A 20,783-nucleotide genomic window follows, 5' to 3' on the forward strand; every position below is an offset into this window, starting at 1 on the left:
AGAGCCGTTGTGCGGGCCGGATCCTGCATCAACACAATGGAATCGGTGCGTTGAACTGCCGGTAACAGCGGGGCTTCTACCAGGGAAACTATTGATCTACATAGTCTACTATGTCTATTCAGTCGATCTCGGGGATGAGGATCGGCACGAGGTCGGCCGCCGCCAGGCGCAGCCGCCGGTCCACCTCGCGCCTGCGGGCCTGCGGCAGGCCGGCCGGCACCGCGGCGGCCAGCGCGAGGCCGTCGGAGGCGCGGGCGCCGGTCCGCACGATCACGCCGGCGCAGGCCACGTCCTCGCGGTACTCGCCGGTCTCGGTGAACACGCCGGACCGGGCGCCGCGGCGCAGCTCGGCCTCCAGGCCGTCGGCGTCGCGCACGGTGCGGGAGGTGAACGGGCGCAGCCCCTGCTCCTTGAGCAGGCGGCGGCGCTGGTGCGCGGGCAGCCCGGCGAGGAGGGCCCGGCCCATGGCGGTGGCGTGGACGGCCTCGGGGAGGTCCACGGCGAGCCCGTCCAGCGGCACCGCGCCGGGGGCCGCGGCGTGCGCGGCGACGGCCAGCCGATCCTCGCGCAGCGACGCGAGGAACACGGCGGCGCCGGTCCCGGCGGCGAGGCGTTCGAGGACCGGGCGGACCCGGTCGAGCCGCGGCACGGCGCCGGGGGCCGGGCCGACGGCCTCGGGCCGGAAGTAGTGGCGGCCGTCCTCGCCGCGCCAGGCCCACTGGCGGTCGATGACCGTGCGGAGGTGGTGGTAGACGGTCTTGAGCGGGATGCCCGTGCGGCGGGCGAGCTGCTTCGCCGTGAGCCCCTGGGGGTTCCGGCTGAGCTGCTCGACGAGGCGCAGCACCCGGTCGGGGCTGCGGAGGGCGGGGGGACCGCCGGTCGGGGCGGGGACAGGCGCCACGGCTGCTCCAAAGGGGATCGCTGGTCGCACCGGCGCTGGCGCGGTCGCTGGCGGCGGTTCCGCCCCCGTGCCGTGGAACCGTTCTCACTATCTTGGATTCGCGGGCCGCGCGGCGATTGCCCTCGGCCGCGCGGTCACCGATAGTTAAGCGATGGGCACTGATTCTACGCAGCCCCTGCCGCTCGCGGGCCACCGCGTGTTCCGCACCTCCGATCCCGAGGCCGCCCGCGCCGAGGCGTCCCGGATCCTGTTCCCGCATCGCCTGCGCCGCAACGAAGGCAGCTTCGACGCGGTGCTGCACTCGGCCGCGGTCGGGGCGGTGCGCGTCAGCGTGCTCGCGTACGGGGCGGGCGTCGAGATGGCGGTGGAGGCGAACGACGGCTACCTGGTGGCGCATCCGCTGGCCGGGCGCGCGGTGTTCCACTTCGGACCAAAGGAGGTCGCGGTCGCGCCCGGGACTGCCGCGGTGGCGTCCCCTGGCGCGGAACTGCGCATCGACTGGGAGCCGGGCTGCGCGATGACGGTCGTCGGCGTCGAGCGGGCCGCGCTCGACGCCGAGTTCGAGTCGTGGACGGCCGAGGCGCCCGATCCGCCGCTGCGCTTCGCCCGCGGGGTCGACGCCTGGGAGCGCCCGGCCGCGGGCTGGCTGGCCGCGGTCGACCACCTGATCGAGGACCTGGACTCGCCCGCGCCGCTGCTCAGGCACCCGGCCGCGCTGGCGGCGGCCGAGCGCGGCCTGCTCACCGGGCTCCTGCTCGCCTTGCCGCACAACCACTCCGAGCGCCTGTGGGACGGCGGGTCCCCGCCCGGCCCCGACTGGATGCGCCGCGCCGCCGACCTCCTCGAACGCCTCCCCCACCGCAACTGGACCGTCGCCGAGCTGGCCCGGCACGCCAACACGAGCACCCGGGCCCTCCACGCGGGCTTCCGCAAGCGCCTCGGCACCACCCCGATGGAGTACCTGCGCGGCGTCCGCCTCCAGCGCGCCAAGGACCGCCTCCGCGCCGCCGACCCCGGCGAGGGCGCCACCGTCACCGCCATCGCCATCCAGCTCGGCTTCACCAACCTCGGCCGCTTCGCCGCCGACTACCGCCGCCGCTTCGGCGAGCCGCCCTCCACCACCCTCCAGCGCCGCGCCGACCGCTGACCGGCGCGGCCCGCGGCCGGGCGGACCCGCTGCTCAGCTCGCGGGGAGGCCCGGCGGCGGAAGCTGGCGCGACCCGGCGGGTACAGCTAGCCCTACCCCGAAGCCGGGGTTCTGCTGCAATGCGCGGAGCCCCGCGCCCGCTTAGGGTTCCAGGAATGGACATTCAGCGCCATTCGCGCTTCCCGGGTGAACGCCATCGGCAGGTGTTCGCCTGTTCGACGGCTGTTCTTCATCAGGGCTCACCTGCGGATACGAGAGTCTGTTCCTGCACGTCGAACCGATCCGGCACGCGAGTCCGCATCACCGGACCCTGCACCGCCCGACGCTGCACCCCTGCCCGCGAACCGGCCCCCGCCGCCGCGCCCGAGAGGAATCCATGCTGATCCTTGCCATCGTCCTCGCCGCCGTCGGCGCCTGCTGCCTGGCCGGCGCCGCCTGCCTCCAGCACGGCGCCGTCACCCAGTCGACGTCCGGTCCCGAACTGCGGCTCTCCGCGGTCCGGACCATCCTGAGCACGCCCTCCTGGTACCTCGGGAACGGGCTCGTCGTGCTGGGCGCCGGCCTGCACATCATCGCGATCACCTTGGCGCCCATCGCGGTCGTCCAACCCGTCGGCATGATCGCCCTCGTGCTCACCGTGGTGTTCACCGGGACCGCGCTCACCCGCTCGGTGATCGCCGCCCTGACGCTGAGCACCGTGGGCATCGCGGCCCTGATCGCCTTGTCCGCCATGGGAACGAGCACCGTCGTGTCCGCGCCCGACATCGCCGCCGCCCAGTGGGCGCTCCCCGCCGCGGCGGCCGTGTGCGCCGTGGCGTTCGCCGTCAAGGGCCGCATGCGGTGCCTGCTCCTGGCCGTCGCCGCGGCCGTCCTGTTCGGACTCACCTCGGCCCTCGTGCGGGCCGTGGCCGTCGCACCGCTCGCGCCGGAGCAGATCGCGCTCATCATCGCGGAGGCCGCGGCCGCGGCGCTCGCCGGAGCGTGGCTCGTGCACCAGGCGTACGCCGCCGGGTCCGCCGCCACGGTCGTCGGCGCGCTCACCATCGTCGACCCGCTCGTCGCCGTCCTCATCGGCGCGTTCGCCTACGGCGAGACCGCATCCGGGACGCTCGCCGCGATGGCCGCGCCCGCCGCCGCCGCCGCGGCCGGGCTGCTGATGCTCGCCCGCGCGCTCCCCCCTCGTGAGGCCGCGGCGGCCGCCCGCCGCAGGACCGGCGAGGGCCCGCTGCGCATCGCGATCACCGCCGACACCTACTGGCCCGACGTCAACGGCGCGGCCAACTTCGCGCACCGCCTCGCCTCCGGCCTGGCCGGGCGCGGGCACGACGTCCACGTCATCTGCCCCTCGACCAGGAACGAGCCGTTCACGGAGACCGTCGGCGGCGTCACGGTCCACCGGATCGGCGCGGTCCGGACCCCGTTCCACCCGGACTTCCGGTTCTGCCCGCCTTGGCGCGCGGCCAAAGCCGTGCCGGAGCTCCTGGCCGAGATCGACCCGGACGTGGTCCACACCCAGGCCCACTTCATCGTCGGCCGCGCCGCCGTGCGCGCCGCCACCGCCGCCGGCATCCCGGTCGTCGCCACCAACCACTTCATGCCGGAGAACCTCCTCGGCTTCGGGCCGCTCCCGCGCTGGTCGCACCGCCTCGCGGCCCGGCTCGCCTGGCGCGACCTCGCCCGCGTCTACGACCGGGCCACGGTCTGCACCACGCCGACGCTCCGCGCCGCCCAGATCCTGGAGCGCAACGGCCTGGACCGCCCGGTCATGGCGATCTCCTGCGGCATCGACCGCGCCCGCTACACCGGCGGGAGCGTCGAGCGGGCCGCCGCGCCGACCCTGCTGTTCGTCGGCCGCCTCGAAGCGGAGAAGAACGTCGACGAGCTGCTGGAGGCCGCCGCGCTCCTGCCCGCCGACGTGCGCGTCGAGATCGTCGGCGACGGCAGCGTCCGGCCCCGGCTGGAGGCCCTGGCGGCGCGGCTCGGCATCGCCGACCGGGTCGTCTTCCACGGGTTCGTCTCCGATGACGAAGTGGTGCAGGCGTACCGGCGCTGCGACGTGTTCTGCATGCCGGGGACGGCCGAGCTCCAGAGCATCGCGACCATGGAGGCGATGGCCGCGGGCAAACCGGTCGTCGCCGCCGACGCGATGGCCCTCCCCCACCTCGTCCACCCCGGCCGCAACGGCTGGCTCTTCACGCCGACCGACACGGACGACTTCGCCAAGCGGATCGCCGCGATCCTCGACGACGAGCCGACCCGCGCGGCGATGGGCGAGGCGAGCCTGGAGATGATCGCCTCCCACGACCTCGAATCCACGTTGGCCGAGTACGAGCGCGTCTACCTCGACATCGCCGCGCCCGGCCTTTCGGAACTGCGAGCGGCGAAGCCGGAGCACGCGGTCCTCTCCGCCCGCTGAATCCGAACGGGAAAGCCGCGGAGGGCCATGGCCCTCCGCGGCTTTCCGCTTGCGTCAGCGCGGATCTAGCCGAACTGGCAGCAGATGTTGTAGCCCCTGGCGGTCCAGAAGCTCGTCGGGTTCGGGTTGCTCAGCGTGGGGTCGCCGACGCTGGGGGCCGCGGCGGTCTGGCGGCCGTTGCGCATCTCGACGTGCGTGTGGGCGCCGCCGGAGGAGCTGACGCCGCGCCAGTCCTCGACGCCGATCTTCTCGCCCACGGAGATGGTCGCGCCGACGCCGACGGTCGGGTCCAGGTGCAGGTAGACCACGGTCTTGTCGAGGCTGGAGTTGTAGACGGCGAGGGTCGACAGGCCGCCGGAGCCGCGGGAGCCCTCGGTCATGCGGACCACGGTGCCCGAGACCGGCGCGTACACCGAAGCGCCCACGGTGTGCGCGATGTCGACGCCCTCGTGGCGTCCGGAGGTGGTGGTGTAGCCGTCGAAGTAGGCGGTGATGTTCGCCGAGGACGTGTGGTAGACGGCGTATTCGAGGTTGTCGGCCGCGTCGCCGCTGACGCCGAGGAGGTGGGCGGCGTTCTCGTTCTTCAGGTAGGCGCGGAGGTTCGCCTCGGCACCGGGGCTGAAGTTGTCGATCGGGCCGCTGTAGCCGCTGTAGTAGAACACCGTGACGTACCGGCTGGTCCGGTTCCAGGCGGAGGCGGCGTTGTTCTTGACGCACTGCCCCTGTCCGGCGCCCGCGCTGATGAACTTGTAGCAGCCCGAGCCCGACCCGTAGTCGCTGACGGACCCGGCGAAGTCGCTCACCGAGCCGGAGGTGTCGCTGTTGTAGTAGAGGCAGAACTCCCCGGACTCGCACACGCCGTTGCGCGCCGTCGCGGCCTGCGCGGGCGCGGCCCCGGCGACCGCCGCCGCCAGGCCCATCACGGCCGCCGCGAACACCGCGATCAGGGCATGCCGCTTCGATCTGATCCAACTCATGACTGCTCCTTGCAGAAGGGGGGTAAGGAAGGAGATCGGGCGTCCGTCTTGGGGTCGAACGGCGCCCGGTGGGACGGCCTCGAACTGAATCGACTGCGACACTTGGGGTTACAATCCCAGGTCGTCTGGGCCCTCATCCAGGATCTGACAGGAATCTCCACAAGTCAAGCAATCGATGAAGGAATTCTTCGTGCAGAGGCGGAGTCAGGATCGTGTCAGCGTCGTGTCAGCGCCGGAGTCCAGAGTTCAGGGCATGACGAACAACGACACCAAGGCCCTGTGGACCGGCATGGTCCCGGTCGACGACACCGCCCTCTACGTCACCGACACCGGCGGCGACGGCGTCCCGGTCATCTACTGCAACGGCCAGTTCGCGACCCTCGGCTACTGGAAGCACGTCGTCGCCGAGCTCGGCGACGGGTTCCGCCACATCAACTTCGACGAGCGCGCCCGCGGCAAGAAGTCCAAGACCTCCGCCGACTACTCGTTCGAGGCGTGCGTCCGCGACGTGGACGCCGTCCTCGCCGCCCGCGGCGTGACCGGGCCGGTGATCATCGCGGGCTGGTCGTACGGCGCGTTCGTCGCCACGACCTGGGCCTTCCGCAACCCCGACCGCTGCATCGGCGTCGTCCCGGTCGACGGGGCCGAGCCGCACGACTGGCTCACCGACGCCATGGAAGCGCGCATCCGCAAGCTGTTCAAGCGGCTCAGCCCGGTCACGGCCCTGCTGCGCCCCACCGGCCTCACCCCGAAGCTCAGCGCGGCCCAGCAGGCCGAGTGCAACATCGAGCTCGGCAAGATCTCCCGGGAGGCGAACCTCGGCCCCGTGATCGACGGCCTGGCCGTGCCGACCCGCTACGTCCTCGCCTCCGGCGCGTCCTTCGGCAGCAAGGGCGACGAGCAGGAGAAGATCCGGGCCGCGCTCGACAAGTACGTCGCGCGCAACCCGAACGTCGAGATCAGCGCGAAGGTCGCCAGCAACCACGACCTCATCCTCAAGAAGGACTTCAAGGCCGTCGCCGACGCCGTCCGCGACGTCGCCGCACGCTGAACCCGGCCGAGGAGCGCGACCGCGCTTCGAGAACGGGGCCCGGCGGGCCCGGCGCACCGATCGACGGGGCCCGTCGGGCCCCGTGCGGCTCAGGACTCCAGGTCGGCGAGGTCGGACATGTCGAGGACGAAGCGGTAGCGGACGTCGCCCTTCTCCAGACGGGTCAGCGCCTCGTTGACGCGTGCGGAGGGGAGGACCTCGATGTCGGCGGTGATGCCGTGCTCGGCGCAGAACGCCAGCATGGCGGACGTTCCCTTCGTCCCTCCGGTGCCGTTGGAGGTGAGCTTCTTGCGGCCTGCGGTGAGTTCGAGAATGCGCGGGCCGGACATCAGCGGGTTGCCCACGACGGACAGGGTGCCGTCGAGTGCGAGCAGCCGCAGCAGCGGGGAGAGGTCGTGGTCGGCGGCGATCGTGTCGAGGATGAGGTCGAAGCGGCCGCGGGCGGGCCGCAGCCGATCGTCGTCGGTCGTCAGGAGGAAGTCCTCGGCGCCGAGCGCGAGCGCGTCGTCGGCCTTGTCGCTGGTGCGGCTGAGGACGGTGACTTCGGCGCCTAGGGCCGCAGCGAGTTTCACGCCCAGGTGGCCGAGGCCGCCGAGGCCTGCGATGGCGACGCGGCTGCCGCGTCCGACGCCCGCCGCCTGGAGCGGCTCCCACATCGTGATCCCGGCGCACATGAGCGGGGCGGCCGCGGCCGGGTCGAGCGAGGCGGGGAGGCGGTAGGCGAACCGCTCGCGCAGCACGTACTCGCGGCTGTAGCCGCCCTTCGTCACCGTCCCGTCGACGCGGTCCCGTCCGCCGTAGGTGCTGACGGGTCCGAGCTGGCAGAAGTTCTCCTGCCCGACCCGGCACATGGCGCATTCGCCGCACGAGTCGACGAGCGTGCCCACGGCGACGGGATCGCCTGCGGCGAAACGGGTCACGGCCGTTCCGACGGCGGTGACCGTGCCGGTGAACTCGTGGCCGGGGACCAGCCCGCCGCCGTCGGACATGTGCGGGGTGGCGCCGTGGATCGCGTGGAGGTCGCTGTGGCACACGCCGCAGAAGGCGACCTGGACCGCGATGTCGTCGGCGCGGAGGCTCCGACGCTCGATCGCGACCGGTCGCAGCTCGGTGCTGTCGTTCGCGTGCTGCCACGCGAGGGTGCTGGTAGTCATCGGGACCTCCGAAAAAAGAATAACTAGTCTGTCTTTATCGAGCCTAGGCCGCGGGCGAGCCGAAGTCAACCGACTGGTCTTTCTGGTACCGTACGGCCATGTCAGAGCCCCCGATGCCCACCACTTCGCGCGGGATCGCCACGCACCGCAGGATCCTCGACGCCGCCGCTGACGAATTCGCGCGCGTCGGGATCGCCGGGGCCCGGATGGACCGCATCATCGCGGCGGCCGGGGCCAACAAGGCGCAGCTGTACGCCTACTTCGGCAGCAAGGAGGGCCTGTTCGAAGCCGTCATCGCCGACCGGGTGGACACCAGCGCCGACAGCGTGCCGTTCGACGCCGACGACTTGCCGGGGTGGGCGGTGCGGCTGTACGACCGGAACCTGGAGCATCCCGAGCTCGCGCGGCTCATCGCCTGGACGAGGCTCGAACGGCGCCCCACGGGCCGCTGGTTCGACGGCGCCGAGCACGAGTCGAAGCTCGCGGCCATCGCGGCCGCGCAGGAGGCGGGCCGGGTCCGGGCGGGGGACCCCGCCGATCTGCTCATCCTCCTCATCGGCATGGCCTCCGCCTGGTCTCCGTCGAGCAGCGTCTACACCGCCACGGTCGAGGAACCCGAGAGCGACCACGACCGGCGGCGCGCGCTGCTGCGCGACGCCGTCGCCCGACTCGTGGCGCCCTGACCCCAGATCAGCGCGTTAATCGGGGCGCCCGGCCGCGGTCAGGCCGCGACGTCGTCGGTGCGGCGGTCCCAGGCGCGGTGCGCCGCGATCGCGTCGGCGAAGTCGTCGAGGAACGCGTCGGGGACGTCGCCGCCGTCCGCGGCGGTGGTGACGACGCCGGGTGCGCCGGGGTCGATCCGGGCGGCCTCAAGCAGGTCCGATCCGGTGCCGAACGCGGCGATCGCCTTGCCGTGCTTGAAGGCTTCGGCGACGAAGTGGAGCGCCCGGCCGTCCGCGCGCAGGGCCGCGTCGGCCCCGCCGGGGACGGCGACCGCGTCGTACAGGACCGAGGCCATCGTGGGCAGGGCCCGGTCGACCACGACGTCCTCGCCGGTCTCGGAGTGGACGACGCCGTCGGTCTGCCCGAGGACCTCGGGGACGGCGCCGCGGCGGCGCAGGTCGGCGACGAGGCGGGTCAGGCCGGTGCCGTCGACGCCGTCGGCGGCGAGGACCGCGACCTTGCGGGTCGCGACGGACCGCACCGGGTCGGTGAGCTGCGACAGCGCCGGGGAGGTGGGCCCTTCCCGGTGCGCGCCTTCGGAAGGCGCGGGCACGCCGACCCCTGCGGCGACGCGCTGCGCGAGTTCCAGGTCCACGAGGCGCAGCTGGTCGACCACGCGGGCGCGGATGTCCTTGTCGGTCACCTTGCCCAGCTCGAAGCGGTACGCGGCCACGATGTGCTCGGCCTCCACCGGGGTCATCGAGTGCCAGAACAGGGCCGCCTGCCCGTAGAAGTCCTTGAAGGACTCCGAGCGCTCCCGGATCTTCGCGCCCTCGACCTTCTCGGTGTAGTGCCGGTACGAGCCCTCCGCACCCGGCGCCGGGCTGTCCCCCGAGATCGAGTTCTTGTTGTACGAGGTGCCCGAGGTGTGGACGCGGTGCTGCCCGTAGCCGTCCCGCTGGTCGTTGTGGACCTCGGCGACCGGCCGGTTCACCGGGAGGTGCGCGAAGTTCGGGCCGCCGAGCCGGATCAGCTGGGTGTCCAGATAGGAGAAGTTGCGGGCCTGGAGCAGCGGGTCGTTCGTGAAGTCGATGCCGGGCACCACGTTCGCGGTGTGGAACGCGATCTGCTCGGTCTCCGCGAAGAAGTTGTCCGGGTTGCGGTTGAGGACGAGCCTGCCGACCGGGCGGACCGGGACCTGCTCCTCGGGGATGAGCTTGGTCGCGTCGAGCAGGTCGAAGTCGAACGCGAACTCGTCCTCCTCGGGCACGAGCTGCACGCCCAGCTCCCATTCGGGGAAGTCCCCGGCCTCGATCGCGTCCCACAGGTCGCGGCGGTTGAAGTCCGGGTCGGCGCCGGAGACCTTCTGCGCCTCGTCCCAGACCAGCGAGTGGGTGCCGAGCGCGGGCGTCCAGTGGAACTTCACGAACGTGCCGCGGCCGGCCGCGTCGATCAGGCGGAACGTGTGCACGCCGAAGCCCTGCATCATCCGGAACGAGCGCGGCAGCGCCCGGTCCGACATGAGCCACATGATCGCGTGGAGCGTCTCGGGCTGGAGCGACACGAAGTCCCACAGGGTGTCGTGCGCCGAGGCGGCCTGCGGGATCTCGTTGCGCGGCTCCGGTTTCACGGCGTGCACGAAGTCGGGGAACTTGGCCCCGTCCTGGATGAAGAAGACCGGGAAGTTGTTCCCGACCAGGTCGTAGTTGCCTTCGCGGGTGTAGAACTTCGTCGCGAAGCCGCGCACGTCCCGCGGCGTGTCCGCCGAGCCGCGCGACCCGGCGACGGTCGAGAAGCGCACGAACACCGGCGTCTCCTCGGCCGGGTCGGTCAGGAACGACGCGGTCGTGAACTCCCGCAGCGAGTCGTCGTAGGGCCGGAAGACGCCGTACGCGCCCGCCCCGCGGGCGTGGACCACGCGCTCGGGGATGCGCTCGTGGTCGAAGTGGGTGATCTTCTCCCTGACGTGGAAGTCCTCCATCAGGGTCGGCCCCCGGCCGCCCGCCTTGAGCGAGTCGTCGGTGTGGTCGACCCGGACCCCCTGCTGCGTCGTCAGCGCCTCGTCGGCGTCGATGACCCTGTCGCGGTCGAGCTGGGCGTCCTTGCGGTCGCGTGCGGCCTCGTCGGTCATGGCGGTCCCCCTTCGTCGTCCCTCTCGGACCTCCCTACCCGCGCTGGCCGCCGTCAAACGGCGGTTATCACCCCGGGGAGCGGGTAGCCCCGTGTGACGACGGCTACCGAAAGGAAGGGCGCCATGGCGGAGCAGGTGGGCGACCACGTACTGGGCAGGCTGCGCGAATGGGGCGTGGAGCAGGTCTTCGGCTATCCGGGCGACGGGATCAACGGGATCATCGCCGCGTTCGGGCGAGCCGAGGACAGGCCGCGGTTCATCCAGACCCGCCACGAGGAGGCGGCGGCCTTCGCGGCCGTCGGGTACGCGAAGTTCTCCGGACGCCCCGGGGTCTGCGCCGCGACCTCGGGTCCGGGCGCGATCCACCTGCTCAACGGCCTGTACGACGCGAAACTGGACCACGTGCCCGTCGTGGCGGTCGTCGGGCAGACCGCCCGCAGCGCCATGGGCGGGTCCTACCAGCAGGAAGTGGACCTGCGGTCGCTGTTCAAGGACGTGGCCTCCGCGTACCTCGCCGAGGTCGACGTGCCCGAGCAGCTGCCGTTCACGCTCGACCGGGCGTTCCGCGCCGCCGAGGCGCACCGGGCCCCGACCGCCGTCATCATCCCCGCCGACGTCCAGGAGGAGGCCTACGCGCCGCCCGCGCACGCGATGAAGCAGGTGCCCTCCTCACCGCCCTCGCACCCCGCGGTGCGCACGCTCCCCGCCGCGGCCGAACTCGACCTCGCCGCCGAGATCCTCAACGCCGGGGACCGGGTCGCGATCCTCGCGGGCCAGGGCGCCCGCGGCGCCGGGGCCGCGCTCACGCAGGTCGCCGACGCCACCGGCGCCGGGATCGCCAAGGCGCTCTTGGGGAAGGACGTGCTCACCGACGACCTGCCGTACGTCACCGGCTCGATCGGCCTGCTCGGCACCCGCCCCAGCTACGAGATGATGCGCGACTGCGACACCCTCCTCATCGTCGGCTCCAACATGCCGTACAGCCAGTTCCTGCCCGAGTTCGGGCAGGCCCGCGCCGTCCAGATCGACCTCGACGGTTCGATGATCGGCCTGCGCTACCCGGTCGAGGCCGCGCTCGTGGGCGACGCGGAGGCCACGCTCGCCGCGCTCCTGCCGCGGCTGGAGCCGCGCGAACGCCGCGAGTGGCGCGAGACCGTCGAGGAGAACGTCGCCTCGTGGTGGGAGACCCTGGAGCGGCAGTCGCTCGTCGAGGCGGACCCGGTCAACCCGATGCGGGTGGTCCGCGAGCTCTCCGAGCGCATCCCCGACGACGCGATCGTCACCGCCGACTCCGGGTCGTCGACGAACTGGTACGCGCGCCAGCTGAAGGTCCGCGGCACGATGCGCTGCTCGCTGTCGGGGACGCTCGCCACGATGGGCTGCGCCGTCCCGTATGCGATCGGCGCGAAGTTCGCCTACCCCGACCGGCCCGTCGTGGCGCTCGTCGGCGACGGCGCGATGCAGATGAACGGCCTCGCCGAGCTGCTCACCGCGTCGCACTACCTCGACCGGTGGGAGGATCAGCGCTTCATCGTGTGCGTGTTCGACAACGGGGACCTGAACATGGTCACCTGGGAGCTGCGGGCCGCGGGCGGCGCGCCCAAGTTCGGGCCGTCGCAGGATCTGCCGCCGGTCTCGTACGCGGACGTCGCCGGCCATCTCGGGTTCCAGGGCGTCACGGTGACCGATCCGGACCGGCTCGGCGACGCCTGGGACCTCGCGTTCGCCGCGGACCGGCCGGTCCTGCTCGACGTCCACTGCGATCCGAACGTGCCGCCGATCCCGCCGCACGTGAACCGCGACCAGCTCGCGTCCACGACCCAGGCGCTCCTCAAGGGCGACCCCGACGCGTGGGACGTCCTCGTCCGCGGCGTGAAGACCAAGGCCCGGGAACTGCTGCCGCACCGGCACTGACGAAGGAGGACGCTGTGACCGAGAAGCACGAGGAGCGCACGGCGGACGCGACGATGCCGGAGGACGTCTCGAACCACGTCGGCCTGTTCGACAGGTTCGCGACCAAGGCGTCGGAGTTCGCCGCCCGCGCGCCGTTCTTCCTGCTGTGCATCCTGCTGGTGCTGATCTGGGCGCCGTCGATCATCTGGCTGCCGATGGAGACCTGGCAGCTCATCATCAACACCACGACGACGATCATCACGTTCCTCATGGTGGCGCTGCTCCAGAACACCGAGTCGCGCAACGACGCGGCGATCCAGCAGAAGCTCAACGCGATCGCCAACGGCCTCGCCGATCTCATGCAGCACACCGCGAAAGAGGACCCGGACTCCACCGATCTGGACGAGTGCCGCGACCAGCTGCGCCGCGCGGTGGGCCTGGAGGACGACGAGAGCACCTGAGCCGCGAGTCGGCGGCCGCGCATACGCGGCAGGTCAGCGGGTAGGCCTGTGGGCGAGGGCCGCGGGACCGCGGCCCGGCAGCGTTCGCGGAGGGGAATGCGATGAAGGCCGTGGTGTGGCACGGGATCGGGGACATCCGCTTGGACGAGGTGCCCGATCCGGCGGTGGAGGAGCCGACCGACGCGGTCGTGCGGATCACGCGCAGCGCGATCTGCGGGACGGATCTGCACATGGTGCGCGGGACGATGCCGGGGATGGTCCCGGGCACGATCCTCGGGCACGAGGCGGTCGGCGTGGTCGAGGAGGTCGGTTCCGCGGTGCGCGGGTTCCGGCCCGGGGACCGGGTCGTGGTTCCGTCCACTGTGGGGTGCGGGACCTGCTCGTACTGCCGGGCCGGGTACTACGCGCAGTGCGACAACGCGAACCCGAACGGGCCCGCCGCGGGCACGTGCTTCTTCGGCGGTCCGGCCTCGACCGGGCCGGTCGACGGACTCCAGGCCGAGTACGCGCGGGTGCCGTACGCGCAGACGGGACTGGTCCCGATACCGGACGAAGTGGACGACGACCGGGCGATCCTGCTCTCGGACATCTTCCCGACCGCGTGGTTCGGCGCGAAGCTCGCGGAGGTGAGCCGGGGCGACACGGTCCTGGTGCTCGGCGCGGGCGTGGTCGGCCAGTTCGCGGTCGCCTCGGCGAAGCGCCAGGGCGCCGGGCGCGTGCTCGTCGTCGACGGGATCGCATCGCGCCTGGAGAAGGCGCGGGAGCAGCACGCCGAGGTCATCGACTTCAACCGGGAGGACCCGGTGGCGGCCGTCAAGGACCTGACCGGCGGGATCGGCGTCGACCGGGTGATCGAGGCGGTCGGCGTCGACGCGCAGCGGCCCGCCGCCGGGCCCGCGGTGCTGCCCGAAGGCGAAGCGGCGCAGTTCGACCGGGAACGGGACGTCGCCGCGCCGGAAGCCGCTCCGGACGGCGACCAGTGGGTGCCCGGCGACGCGCCGAGCCTCGCGCTGCGGTGGGCGGTCGACGCGGTCGCGAAGGCCGGGAGCATCGGCGTCGTCGGGGTGTACCCGGCCGGGTTCGACCGCTTCCCGATCGGCGACGCCATGAACCGCAACCTGACCCTCAAAATGGGCAACTGCAACCACCGGCGGTACATCCCGGGGCTGCTGCGCCTGGTCGCGACGGGGACGCTCGACCCGACCGGGTTCATCACGAAGCACGAGCCGCCCGCGAACGCGATCGAGGCGTACGAGACGTTCGACCGCCGCGAGGACGGCTGGCTCAAGACGGTGCTGGACGTCGCCTGACCAATGATCGCAGCGGGGCCGAGTCCTGTTCGCAGGGAACAGGACTCGGCCCCGCTGTTCCGATCACTCGGGTTTCACGGCGTCCTTCAGCGCGGCCTTGTCCATGTTGGACGCACCGCTGATGTCCATGTTCCGCGCCTGGAGTTCGAGCTCCTCGCGGCTGGCGTGGCCCGGCTCGTCGCCGAGGTGCTGGGCGCGGCTGGCGGCGAAGGCCGCGCCGAGTTCGGCGCGGCGGGCGTCGCCGAGCCCGGTCTTCATGCCGGGCAGGACCGTGGACTCCTCCTCCTCGACATGGTGCGTGACGGCGTCGATGAGCTGCTGGAGGGCCCGGTCGAACTCCGGGGACTCGGGGTCGGCGCCGTTGAGGCGGACGAGCAGCTCCTCGGCCTCCTCGTGCTCCTCCTGGGAGTGCGCGACCTCCTCGGTCTCGTGGGCCTCGGTCTTGGCGACCGGGTAGACCTCGGCCTCCTCGGCGCGGCTGTGCGCGGTCAGCAGCGCCGACAGCACCGGCGTGAGCAGGGGCCGGGTCTCCGGGTGCGTCTTGAGCTCGTCGAACAGCCGCTCCACCTCGCGGTGGTCGGCCATGATCAGGTCCACTACGTCGCCGCTCATGTCCTCGTCCTCTCCTTCGGCGTCGGTCGCCGCGGGGGTACCCCTGCTCAGGGCGCTCATGCATCAGCGGGCGCGGAGCAGGCGCCGCAGGGCGGCGAGGAGCGCGCCCTGGAGTTCTGCGCCTTCCGCACCGTCGGGCCGCGCGGCCAGTCGCTCCAGGGACTCGATGTCGGGGCCGGGCGGCGCGGGCGGGTCGGCGCTGGAGAGGACGGCGGCGAGCCGGTCGTCCAGATAGTCCGCGGCGCGGTCGAGCGCGTTCGCGTAGTGGTCCCGGAAGCCGGGGTCGAGCCGCTCCGGGCTCGGGCGGTGGTCGGGGTCGAGGAGCCCGGCGATCGCGCGAGTCGCGTCGATGGCGTTGCGCAGCATGGTGAACGCGGATTCGAGGCGGTCGGCCTCCACGCGGCGCCGGCCCGAGCGCGGGTTCAGGCGGAGGCTGTCGCGGGCCCGGCGGATGCGCGGCCGAGTCCGGCCCGGCCGCTCCCCCAGGCCGCTCAGGTCCTCCGGGCCGTCGCCCTCGCGCAGGCGTGCGGCGAGGTCCCGGAGGGCGCCCGAGGCGGCATCGCCGTCGCGGCGCAGGTCCGATCCGGCCCCGTCCAGGCGCAGCGGCGGCATCACCAGGAGGTTCACGGCCATGCCCACTGCCGCGCCGAGCCCGGTCTCCAGCAGCCGGTCGACGATGAACGGGCCGTCGACGCCGTCCAGCGCGATGATGATGAGCGCCGTGAACGGCACGTACAGGCCCTGGTCGTCCAGGCGCGGCCACTGGGCCGCCAGGACCGCGGCGACCACCGCGGCCCCGAGCGCGAGCGCCTTGCCCGGCAAGGCGGTCGCGGCGACCGCGATGCCCACGCCCAGGAGGAAGGCGGCGATCTGGCGGAACGCGGTGAGCAGCGACCAGTGGACCGTGGGGCGCACCATGACGAGCGCGACCCACGCCGCGAGGTAGGGCTGCGCGATCCCGAAGGCGTACACGGCGACCGGCCACGCCGCGACAGCCGCGAGCGCGGCCTTGCAGGCCTGCGCGGCGGTCTCGCGAGCGCGGCTCCCCGGCCTCCCCAGGCCGTCCAGGAACCGACGGACGCCGTTGAGATCGGCGGCCGCGCCGTCTCGGATCTCGTCGGGACCCATGGCGCGGCTTACCTCGGCGGGGTCTCGCCGTGGGAGGGCGCAGGGGACGGTTCGAGCGTGCGGGTCGGCGCGATCGTTTCTCGGTCCATTTCGGTCGGCTACCCGACCCGGCCCGGTTCTACTCAGCGAGCATGACCTGCGCGGCGCTCTCCTTCAGCGCAGCCCTGGTCCAGTGCAGCTGGCGGAGGGTCTCGGGGTGGCCGCCGCCGTCCCCGGTCCGGCGGACCGGGGACGGCGGCGGCCGGACGGCTACTTGACGGCTCCGGCGAGCAGCGCGGTGACGAACCTGCGCTGGAGGAACAGGAAGAGGACCACGGTCGGGAGCATGATCGTCACCGCCCCCGCACACAGGAGGACGACGTCGGTGCGGTGCTGGCCCTGGAACGCGCCGAGCGCGCCGGCCATCGTGCGCAGGCCGGGGTCGTCGACGAGCACCGACGCGACCAGGAACTGGTTCCAGGTGCTGATGAACTGCAGCAGCGCGAGGGTGCTGATCGCGGGGAGCGCCAGCGGCAGGTGCACGTGGAGGAACAGCCGCGTCGTGCCGGCCCCGTCCATGCGCGCCGCCTCGCTGATCGCAGCGGGCACCCCGCGGAAGTGCGCGGACATCCAGAACACCCCGAACGGCGACAGCAGCCCGATCATCGGCAGGATGATCGCCCACCGGGTGTTGAGCGTGCCCAGCGCCTCCGCCTGGTAGTACAGCGGCACGATGGCCGATTCGAACGGGACCGCGAGCCCGGCGAGGAACAGCGTGGAGATGAGGACCCGCCCGGGGGTGCGCAGGTGCCCCAGCGCGAACCCCGCCATGGTGCACACGAGCAGGCCCACCGGCACGACGACGAGCACGATGAGCGTGCTCGACCACAGCAGCTGCCCGATGTTCCCGATGCTCCAGGCTTCGAGGTAGTTGCTCCACTGCGGCGATTCGGGCCAGGAGATCCCCGCGGGCACGGTGCCCTGCGGGTGCAGCGACGTGAAGAGGACGCCGACGAAGGGCACGATCGAGATCGCCATCATCGCGGCGAGGATCAAGCGTTCACGGATCTGGGTGCCGCGGTTCACGGGCGCGCCCTTCGGTTGAAGACCTGCATGGGGACGACCACGGCGAGGACCAGCACCAGGAGCACGATCGCGAGCGCAGAGCCGAGGCCGACCTCTCCGGTCGTGAACGCGAGGCGGATGACCTGCACCCCGGGCACCATGGTGGAGAAGCCCGGCCCGCCTCCGGTGGCGACGTAGACGATGTCGAACGAGGACAGGGCCGCGATCGTGGTGATGGTGGCCGCGACGCCGATCTCGTTGCGCAGGCCGGGCAGGGTGATGTGCCGGAACTCCTGCGTCGCGTTCGCGCCGTCCAGCCGCGCGGCCTCGTACAGGGCCGGATCGATCTTCCCCGTGCCGGCCATCAGGAGGACGAAGCAGAACCCGGTCGACACCCAGCTGCCGATGAGCCCGACCGCCGGCAGGGCCGTGCCGAAGTCGGCGAGCCACGGCCGCGCGAGGCCCGAGAGGCCGACGGCGCGCAGGACCTGGTTGACGGCTCCTTGGTCGGAGTACATCCACGTCCAGACGATCGCCGCGCCGACCAGCGGGATGATCTGCGGCAGAAAGAGGACGGTGCGGGCCGCGCTGACGAACGCGCCGGTGCGCAGCCTGCCCATCGCCGCGACCGCCAGCAGCGAGATCGACACGGGGATGACCGTGAAGAACACGATGAGGATCAGCGCGTGCACCACGGAGTCGCGCAGCGTCGAGTCGGTGAGGACGGTGAGGTAGTTCCGCAGCCCCACCCATGTGGCCTCGCCGATGCCGTTCCAGTCGTACAGCGAGTACCGGGCGGTCTGGGTCAGCGGGTAGAGCACGAAACACGCGTAGAAGCCCAGCGCGGGCAGGACCCACAGCAGGCCCGCGCGGTCCCGGTTCCGGTCAGGCGCGCTCACGCTCGACGTCCTCCTGGAGGCGCGCGAGGAAGGCCGCGGGATCGATCTGGCCGTCGATGAGCAGGTCGATCTGGGGCTGGAGGGTCCCCGTCAGCATCCCGGCGCTGGCGTTGGCGAGGAAGTCGACGAACCGGTCCGCCTCCGCCACCTCGGTGAACGCCGCGGCGGCGTCGGCCAGCGCCCCGCCCTCGGTGAAGACCGGCTCGGGCTCCACCGGCCCGCCCGGGAGCAGTCCGGCGGTCGCGACCAGGAGCTCGCGGGCCGCGGGGTCGATCGAGGCCCAGTTCAGGAAGGCCGCCGCGAGGTCGGGGTGCTCGGCTTTCGCGGGGATCACGAAGCTGTTGGGCGCCGATGTGGCGGTCAGGTCGCTGCCCGGCTCCGTCCCGGGGACGACTGTGAAGCGCACTTCGATATCGGCGGCCGACTGGTCGACCGCGGCGGCCATCCACGATCCCTGGATGTAGAACAGGCCTTCTCCGGCGGTGAACGCCGACAGCGCGGCCGCGTCGTCGACGGCCAGGACGTCGGGCGCGAGGAACCCGCGGTCGCGCCAGTCCAGGAGGGTGGCGGCGGCCGCTTCGGTCTCGGGGCCCTCGATCGTCGCTCCGGGCTTGCCCAGCACCCAGTCGGAGACCTGCTCGGCGGCGGTCGCCTGCATGAGGTTCTGGAGGAGGTTCGACAGGCCCGCCTGGCTGGAGACGAGGGGCGTCAGGCCCGCCTCCTTCGCCGCCGCCATGGCCTCGGCCATCGCCTCCAGCGACGTCGGCAGGGAGAGGCCGAGCCCGTCGAGCGCGGTCGTGTTCGTGTAGAGGCCGACGAGCGCGAAGCCGACCCCCAGGCCGTACAGGTCCCCGTCGCCGCGGGTGTGCCCGTCCGCGGCGATCCGCCACTGGTTGAGCTGCGTCTCCGGGAAGTCCTCCCAGCCGTACGCCTCGGCGTACGGCTGCAACGGCAGGAGCAGGCCGTCGGCGACCGCGTCGCCGGGCGAGGGGAACCGGAGCAGGTCGGGGGCGTCCTGGGAGGCGAGGTAGCGCGGGCCGTTCTGCTGGAGGGCGGCGAAGTCCTCGGTGACGACCTCGACGGTGATCTGCGGGTAGGCGTCCTCGAACGCGCTCCCCAGCGCTTCCCAGAGCGGGGCCTGGTCGGCGTTGGCGCGCATCGCCAGCGTGGTCGGCTCGCCGGGCAGTGCGGTGCTGATGGTTCGCGGCGCGGTGGTGGCCGGGCCGGAACCCGGTGCGCCGCAGGCGGTCAGCGCGCTCGCGGCGGGGAGCGCGAGGAGTGCGCCGAGCGCGGTTCGGCGGGGGATGTTCGGCGACGTTGCCATGGGCTCGAATCCTTCCATCCTGACTCCTCAGTCAGGATACTCGGCTCGATCCTACTGACTATTCAGTTAGTATTCAAGGATGAGCATCTCCTGTCTGTCCGGGCGGCGCACCGCCGCGCCGCCGACCAGCACGACGACCGCCGCGCGGAGCCGGCGATGACGAGCGGTCGCCTCGGGCAGGGGGCGGCGGCGCGGGGCCACGCGCGGCGCGAGCGCATCCTCAAGGCGGCCACCTACTTCATCGCGCGGCACGGCGCGCGGGGCACCTCGCTCGCGCAGATCGCGAAGCAGGCCGGGGTGTCGCAGCCGGGCCTGATCTACCACTACAACACCAAGGAGCTGCTGCTCCACGCCGTACTCGACCGGCGCGACGAGAGCGAGCAGTACTTCACGTGGGGCGAGGACGACCGCCCCGGACTGGACGTGTTCACGGCGGTGGTCGAGGCCGTGGGGCGGTGGCCGGAGGACTCCGACATGGTCGGGATGCACACGGTGCTCGTCGCCGAGAACGCGAGTGAGGACAACGCGATCAGCGAGCGGCTCCGCAGCGCCTACGAGGCGGGGGTGGAGAAGGTCGCGCTGGCGCTCGCGCGCGCCCAGGAGGACGGCGTGCTGCGGGAGGACGTCGATCCCCGGCGCAAGGCGATGGAGATCCTCGCCTTCGTCAACGGCCTGGAGACCGCCTGGCTGGCGAACCGTTCCATGCCGGCCAAGGAGATCGCCGCGCAGTGGGCGCAGGACCAGGTGCGCACCCTGCGGAGCGATCCCCCGGGCGACTGAGGCTCACGGAGCGGCGCGCCCTCGGTCCGCGGCGGCGGGGAGCCACTCGAGGAAGGCCCGGAGCTGGGCGTCCCAGTAGTCCCACGTGTGCGCCCCGGGGCCGATGTCGACCGCCGGATCGAGGCCCAGGCGCCGCGCGGACGCGATGAACCGCTCGTTCTCCGCCAGCAGCGGGTCGTCCGTTCCGCAGGTGACGCGCAGCGGCGGCAGGGCGGTTCCGGCAGCGGAGTCCAGCAGCCTGAGCAGGTCGTGCTCGGTGCCGGTGACGTCGCGGCCGTCGAAGATGGTGTCCCACAGCCGGCCGTCGAGGGCGCCGGCCGCACGGGGGTCGGCGGTCCGCTGGGCCAGACCGAGCGCCCCCGAGAAGCTCGCCGCCGCTCCGAAGCGCTCCGGCTCGCGCAGCGCCCACTTCATCGCCCCGTACCCGCCCATCGACAGGCCCGCCACGTACGTGTCCCGGCGCTCGGCGCTGATCCGGAAGGTGCGCGAGACGACCGCGGGCACCTCGGCGGTCACGTGGGTCCAGTGGTCGATCCCGTGGGCCTCGTCGGTGTAGTACGAGCGGTGCGCCTGCGGCATGACGACCAGCAGCGGCAGCGCGCACGCCTGGAGGTGCTCCTCCAGCGCCGTCTTGCGCACCCACATCGTCGCGTCGTCGCTCAGGCCGTGCAGCAGGTACAGCACCGGGTAGCCCCCGGTCGGCGGTGCCGCATCGGGCAGGCAGACGACCAAGGACGTGCTCAGTTCGAGCACCTCGGAACGGTAGTCGTAACGGATCATCGCCATGTCGCACACCGCTTCCTAAACTGACTGAATAGTCAGTAGGTTACTGTAGGCCGCCGTCGGCCGCGACCGAGGCCCGCCGGCGGGGCGGCGGGCGCCCCGTACGGCC

Annotated in this window: 18 protein-coding genes; 8 read left to right on the plus strand and 10 right to left on the minus strand. The window is 72.4% G+C overall.

The window, feature by feature from the left end:
* Positions 1 to 118: 118 nt before the first annotated feature.
* Positions 119 to 901 (minus strand): IclR family transcriptional regulator, encoded by a 783-nt coding sequence (locus B0I28_RS18360; RefSeq protein ID WP_181245853.1) that lies wholly within the window; start codon positions 899 to 901, stop codon positions 119 to 121.
* A 151-nt stretch (positions 902 to 1,052) separates the two neighbouring features.
* Between B0I28_RS18360 and B0I28_RS18365 the strand changes: the two genes are divergently transcribed.
* The gene (locus B0I28_RS18365; RefSeq protein WP_106365297.1) at positions 1,053 to 2,048 is read left to right on the plus strand and encodes an AraC family transcriptional regulator; all 996 of its coding nucleotides are present in this window, start codon (positions 1,053 to 1,055) and stop codon (positions 2,046 to 2,048) included.
* 376 nt (positions 2,049 to 2,424) lie between these two features.
* Positions 2,425 to 4,464, plus strand: coding sequence for a glycosyltransferase (locus B0I28_RS18370; protein WP_106365298.1), 2,040 nt, complete (start codon positions 2,425 to 2,427; stop codon positions 4,462 to 4,464).
* Positions 4,465 to 4,529: 65 nt separating this feature from the next.
* Here B0I28_RS18370 and B0I28_RS18375 read toward each other — a convergent pair whose 3' ends face one another.
* Positions 4,530 to 5,441, minus strand: a complete 912-nt coding sequence (locus B0I28_RS18375; protein ID WP_106365299.1) for a peptidase inhibitor family I36 protein — start codon at positions 5,439 to 5,441, stop codon at positions 4,530 to 4,532.
* 253 nt (positions 5,442 to 5,694) lie between these two features.
* Between B0I28_RS18375 and B0I28_RS18380 the strand changes: the two genes are divergently transcribed.
* Positions 5,695 to 6,492 (plus strand): alpha/beta hydrolase, encoded by a 798-nt coding sequence (locus tag B0I28_RS18380; protein WP_106365300.1) that lies wholly within the window; start codon positions 5,695 to 5,697, stop codon positions 6,490 to 6,492.
* 89 nt (positions 6,493 to 6,581) lie between these two features.
* On the opposite strand, the gene B0I28_RS18385 is transcribed toward B0I28_RS18380, so the two are convergent.
* On the minus strand, positions 6,582 to 7,646 hold the full coding sequence (locus B0I28_RS18385) for an NAD(P)-dependent alcohol dehydrogenase (protein ID WP_106365301.1): 1,065 nt from the start codon (positions 7,644 to 7,646) through the stop codon (positions 6,582 to 6,584).
* Between the two features lie 98 nt (positions 7,647 to 7,744).
* On the opposite strand from B0I28_RS18385, the gene B0I28_RS18390 reads away from it, so the two are divergent.
* Positions 7,745 to 8,329, plus strand: coding sequence for a TetR/AcrR family transcriptional regulator (locus tag B0I28_RS18390; RefSeq protein WP_106365302.1), 585 nt, complete (start codon positions 7,745 to 7,747; stop codon positions 8,327 to 8,329).
* 38 nt (positions 8,330 to 8,367) lie between these two features.
* On the opposite strand, the gene B0I28_RS18395 is transcribed toward B0I28_RS18390, so the two are convergent.
* Entirely contained in the window at positions 8,368 to 10,440 is a 2,073-nt protein-coding gene (locus tag B0I28_RS18395; RefSeq protein ID WP_106365303.1) for a catalase, read from the minus strand.
* Positions 10,441 to 10,563: 123 nt separating this feature from the next.
* On the opposite strand from B0I28_RS18395, the gene B0I28_RS18400 reads away from it, so the two are divergent.
* From B0I28_RS18400 to B0I28_RS18410, 3 genes are all read left to right on the plus strand, one after another.
* Positions 10,564 to 12,354, plus strand: coding sequence for a thiamine pyrophosphate-requiring protein (locus B0I28_RS18400; protein WP_106365304.1), 1,791 nt, complete (start codon positions 10,564 to 10,566; stop codon positions 12,352 to 12,354).
* A 14-nt stretch (positions 12,355 to 12,368) separates the two neighbouring features.
* Positions 12,369 to 12,794, plus strand: coding sequence for a low affinity iron permease family protein (locus tag B0I28_RS18405; protein ID WP_245889029.1), 426 nt, complete (start codon positions 12,369 to 12,371; stop codon positions 12,792 to 12,794).
* A gap of 101 nt (positions 12,795 to 12,895) precedes the next feature.
* Complete coding sequence (locus tag B0I28_RS18410) at positions 12,896 to 14,104, plus strand: zinc-dependent alcohol dehydrogenase (protein ID WP_106365305.1); 1,209 nt, start codon at positions 12,896 to 12,898, stop codon at positions 14,102 to 14,104.
* Positions 14,105 to 14,167: 63 nt separating this feature from the next.
* Here the strand turns inward: B0I28_RS18410 and B0I28_RS18415 are convergent, their stop codons facing one another.
* The 5 genes from B0I28_RS18415 to B0I28_RS18435 all read right to left on the minus strand — a co-directional run bounded on the left by B0I28_RS18415 (position 14,168) and on the right by B0I28_RS18435 (position 19,111).
* Positions 14,168 to 14,716: a hemerythrin domain-containing protein gene (locus tag B0I28_RS18415; RefSeq protein WP_106365306.1), complete on the minus strand. Its 549-nt coding sequence runs from the start codon at positions 14,714 to 14,716 to the stop codon at positions 14,168 to 14,170.
* 63 nt (positions 14,717 to 14,779) lie between these two features.
* On the minus strand, positions 14,780 to 15,844 hold the full coding sequence (locus B0I28_RS18420; RefSeq protein WP_106365307.1) for an FUSC family protein: 1,065 nt from the start codon (positions 15,842 to 15,844) through the stop codon (positions 14,780 to 14,782).
* A gap of 249 nt (positions 15,845 to 16,093) precedes the next feature.
* Positions 16,094 to 16,909 (minus strand): carbohydrate ABC transporter permease, encoded by an 816-nt coding sequence (locus tag B0I28_RS18425; protein ID WP_245889030.1) that lies wholly within the window; start codon positions 16,907 to 16,909, stop codon positions 16,094 to 16,096.
* Positions 16,906 to 17,787, minus strand: a complete 882-nt coding sequence (locus B0I28_RS18430) for a carbohydrate ABC transporter permease (protein ID WP_106365308.1) — start codon at positions 17,785 to 17,787, stop codon at positions 16,906 to 16,908. The genes B0I28_RS18425 and B0I28_RS18430 overlap by 4 nt, the downstream gene beginning before the upstream one ends.
* Positions 17,774 to 19,111: an ABC transporter substrate-binding protein gene (locus tag B0I28_RS18435; protein ID WP_181245854.1), complete on the minus strand. Its 1,338-nt coding sequence runs from the start codon at positions 19,109 to 19,111 to the stop codon at positions 17,774 to 17,776. Before B0I28_RS18435 ends, B0I28_RS18430 begins: the two co-directional genes overlap by 14 nt.
* Positions 19,112 to 19,267: 156 nt before the next feature.
* Here B0I28_RS18435 and B0I28_RS18440 point away from each other — a divergent pair, with 156 nt between their 5' ends.
* Entirely contained in the window at positions 19,268 to 19,891 is a 624-nt protein-coding gene (locus B0I28_RS18440; RefSeq protein WP_106365310.1) for a TetR/AcrR family transcriptional regulator, read from the plus strand.
* 3 nt (positions 19,892 to 19,894) lie between these two features.
* Here the strand turns inward: B0I28_RS18440 and B0I28_RS18445 are convergent, their stop codons facing one another.
* Entirely contained in the window at positions 19,895 to 20,677 is a 783-nt protein-coding gene (locus tag B0I28_RS18445) for an alpha/beta hydrolase (protein ID WP_106365311.1), read from the minus strand.
* Positions 20,678 to 20,783: the final 106 nt, after the last annotated feature.

The organism is Glycomyces artemisiae (genome assembly GCF_003002955.1).
GTDB classification, from domain to species: Bacteria; Actinomycetota; Actinomycetes; order Mycobacteriales; family Micromonosporaceae; genus Glycomyces; species Glycomyces artemisiae.

Coding starts and splice junctions, on each gene's coding strand:
- B0I28_RS18365 (WP_106365297.1), top strand. CDS start 1,053: ATGGGCACTGATTCTACGCAGCCCCTGCCGCTCGCGGGCCACCGCGTG.
- B0I28_RS18370 (WP_106365298.1), top strand. CDS start 2,425: ATGCTGATCCTTGCCATCGTCCTCGCCGCCGTCGGCGCCTGCTGCCTG.
- B0I28_RS18375 (WP_106365299.1), bottom strand. CDS start 5,441: ATGAGTTGGATCAGATCGAAGCGGCATGCCCTGATCGCGGTGTTCGCG.
- B0I28_RS18380 (WP_106365300.1), top strand. CDS start 5,695: ATGACGAACAACGACACCAAGGCCCTGTGGACCGGCATGGTCCCGGTC.
- B0I28_RS18385 (WP_106365301.1), bottom strand. CDS start 7,646: ATGACTACCAGCACCCTCGCGTGGCAGCACGCGAACGACAGCACCGAG.
- B0I28_RS18390 (WP_106365302.1), top strand. CDS start 7,745: ATGTCAGAGCCCCCGATGCCCACCACTTCGCGCGGGATCGCCACGCAC.
- B0I28_RS18395 (WP_106365303.1), bottom strand. CDS start 10,440: ATGACCGACGAGGCCGCACGCGACCGCAAGGACGCCCAGCTCGACCGC.
- B0I28_RS18400 (WP_106365304.1), top strand. CDS start 10,564: ATGGCGGAGCAGGTGGGCGACCACGTACTGGGCAGGCTGCGCGAATGG.
- B0I28_RS18410 (WP_106365305.1), top strand. CDS start 12,896: ATGAAGGCCGTGGTGTGGCACGGGATCGGGGACATCCGCTTGGACGAG.
- B0I28_RS18415 (WP_106365306.1), bottom strand. CDS start 14,716: ATGAGCGGCGACGTAGTGGACCTGATCATGGCCGACCACCGCGAGGTG.
- B0I28_RS18420 (WP_106365307.1), bottom strand. CDS start 15,844: ATGGGTCCCGACGAGATCCGAGACGGCGCGGCCGCCGATCTCAACGGC.
- B0I28_RS18435 (WP_181245854.1), bottom strand. CDS start 19,111: ATGGCAACGTCGCCGAACATCCCCCGCCGAACCGCGCTCGGCGCACTC.
- B0I28_RS18440 (WP_106365310.1), top strand. CDS start 19,268: ATGACGAGCGGTCGCCTCGGGCAGGGGGCGGCGGCGCGGGGCCACGCG.
- B0I28_RS18445 (WP_106365311.1), bottom strand. CDS start 20,677: ATGGCGATGATCCGTTACGACTACCGTTCCGAGGTGCTCGAACTGAGC.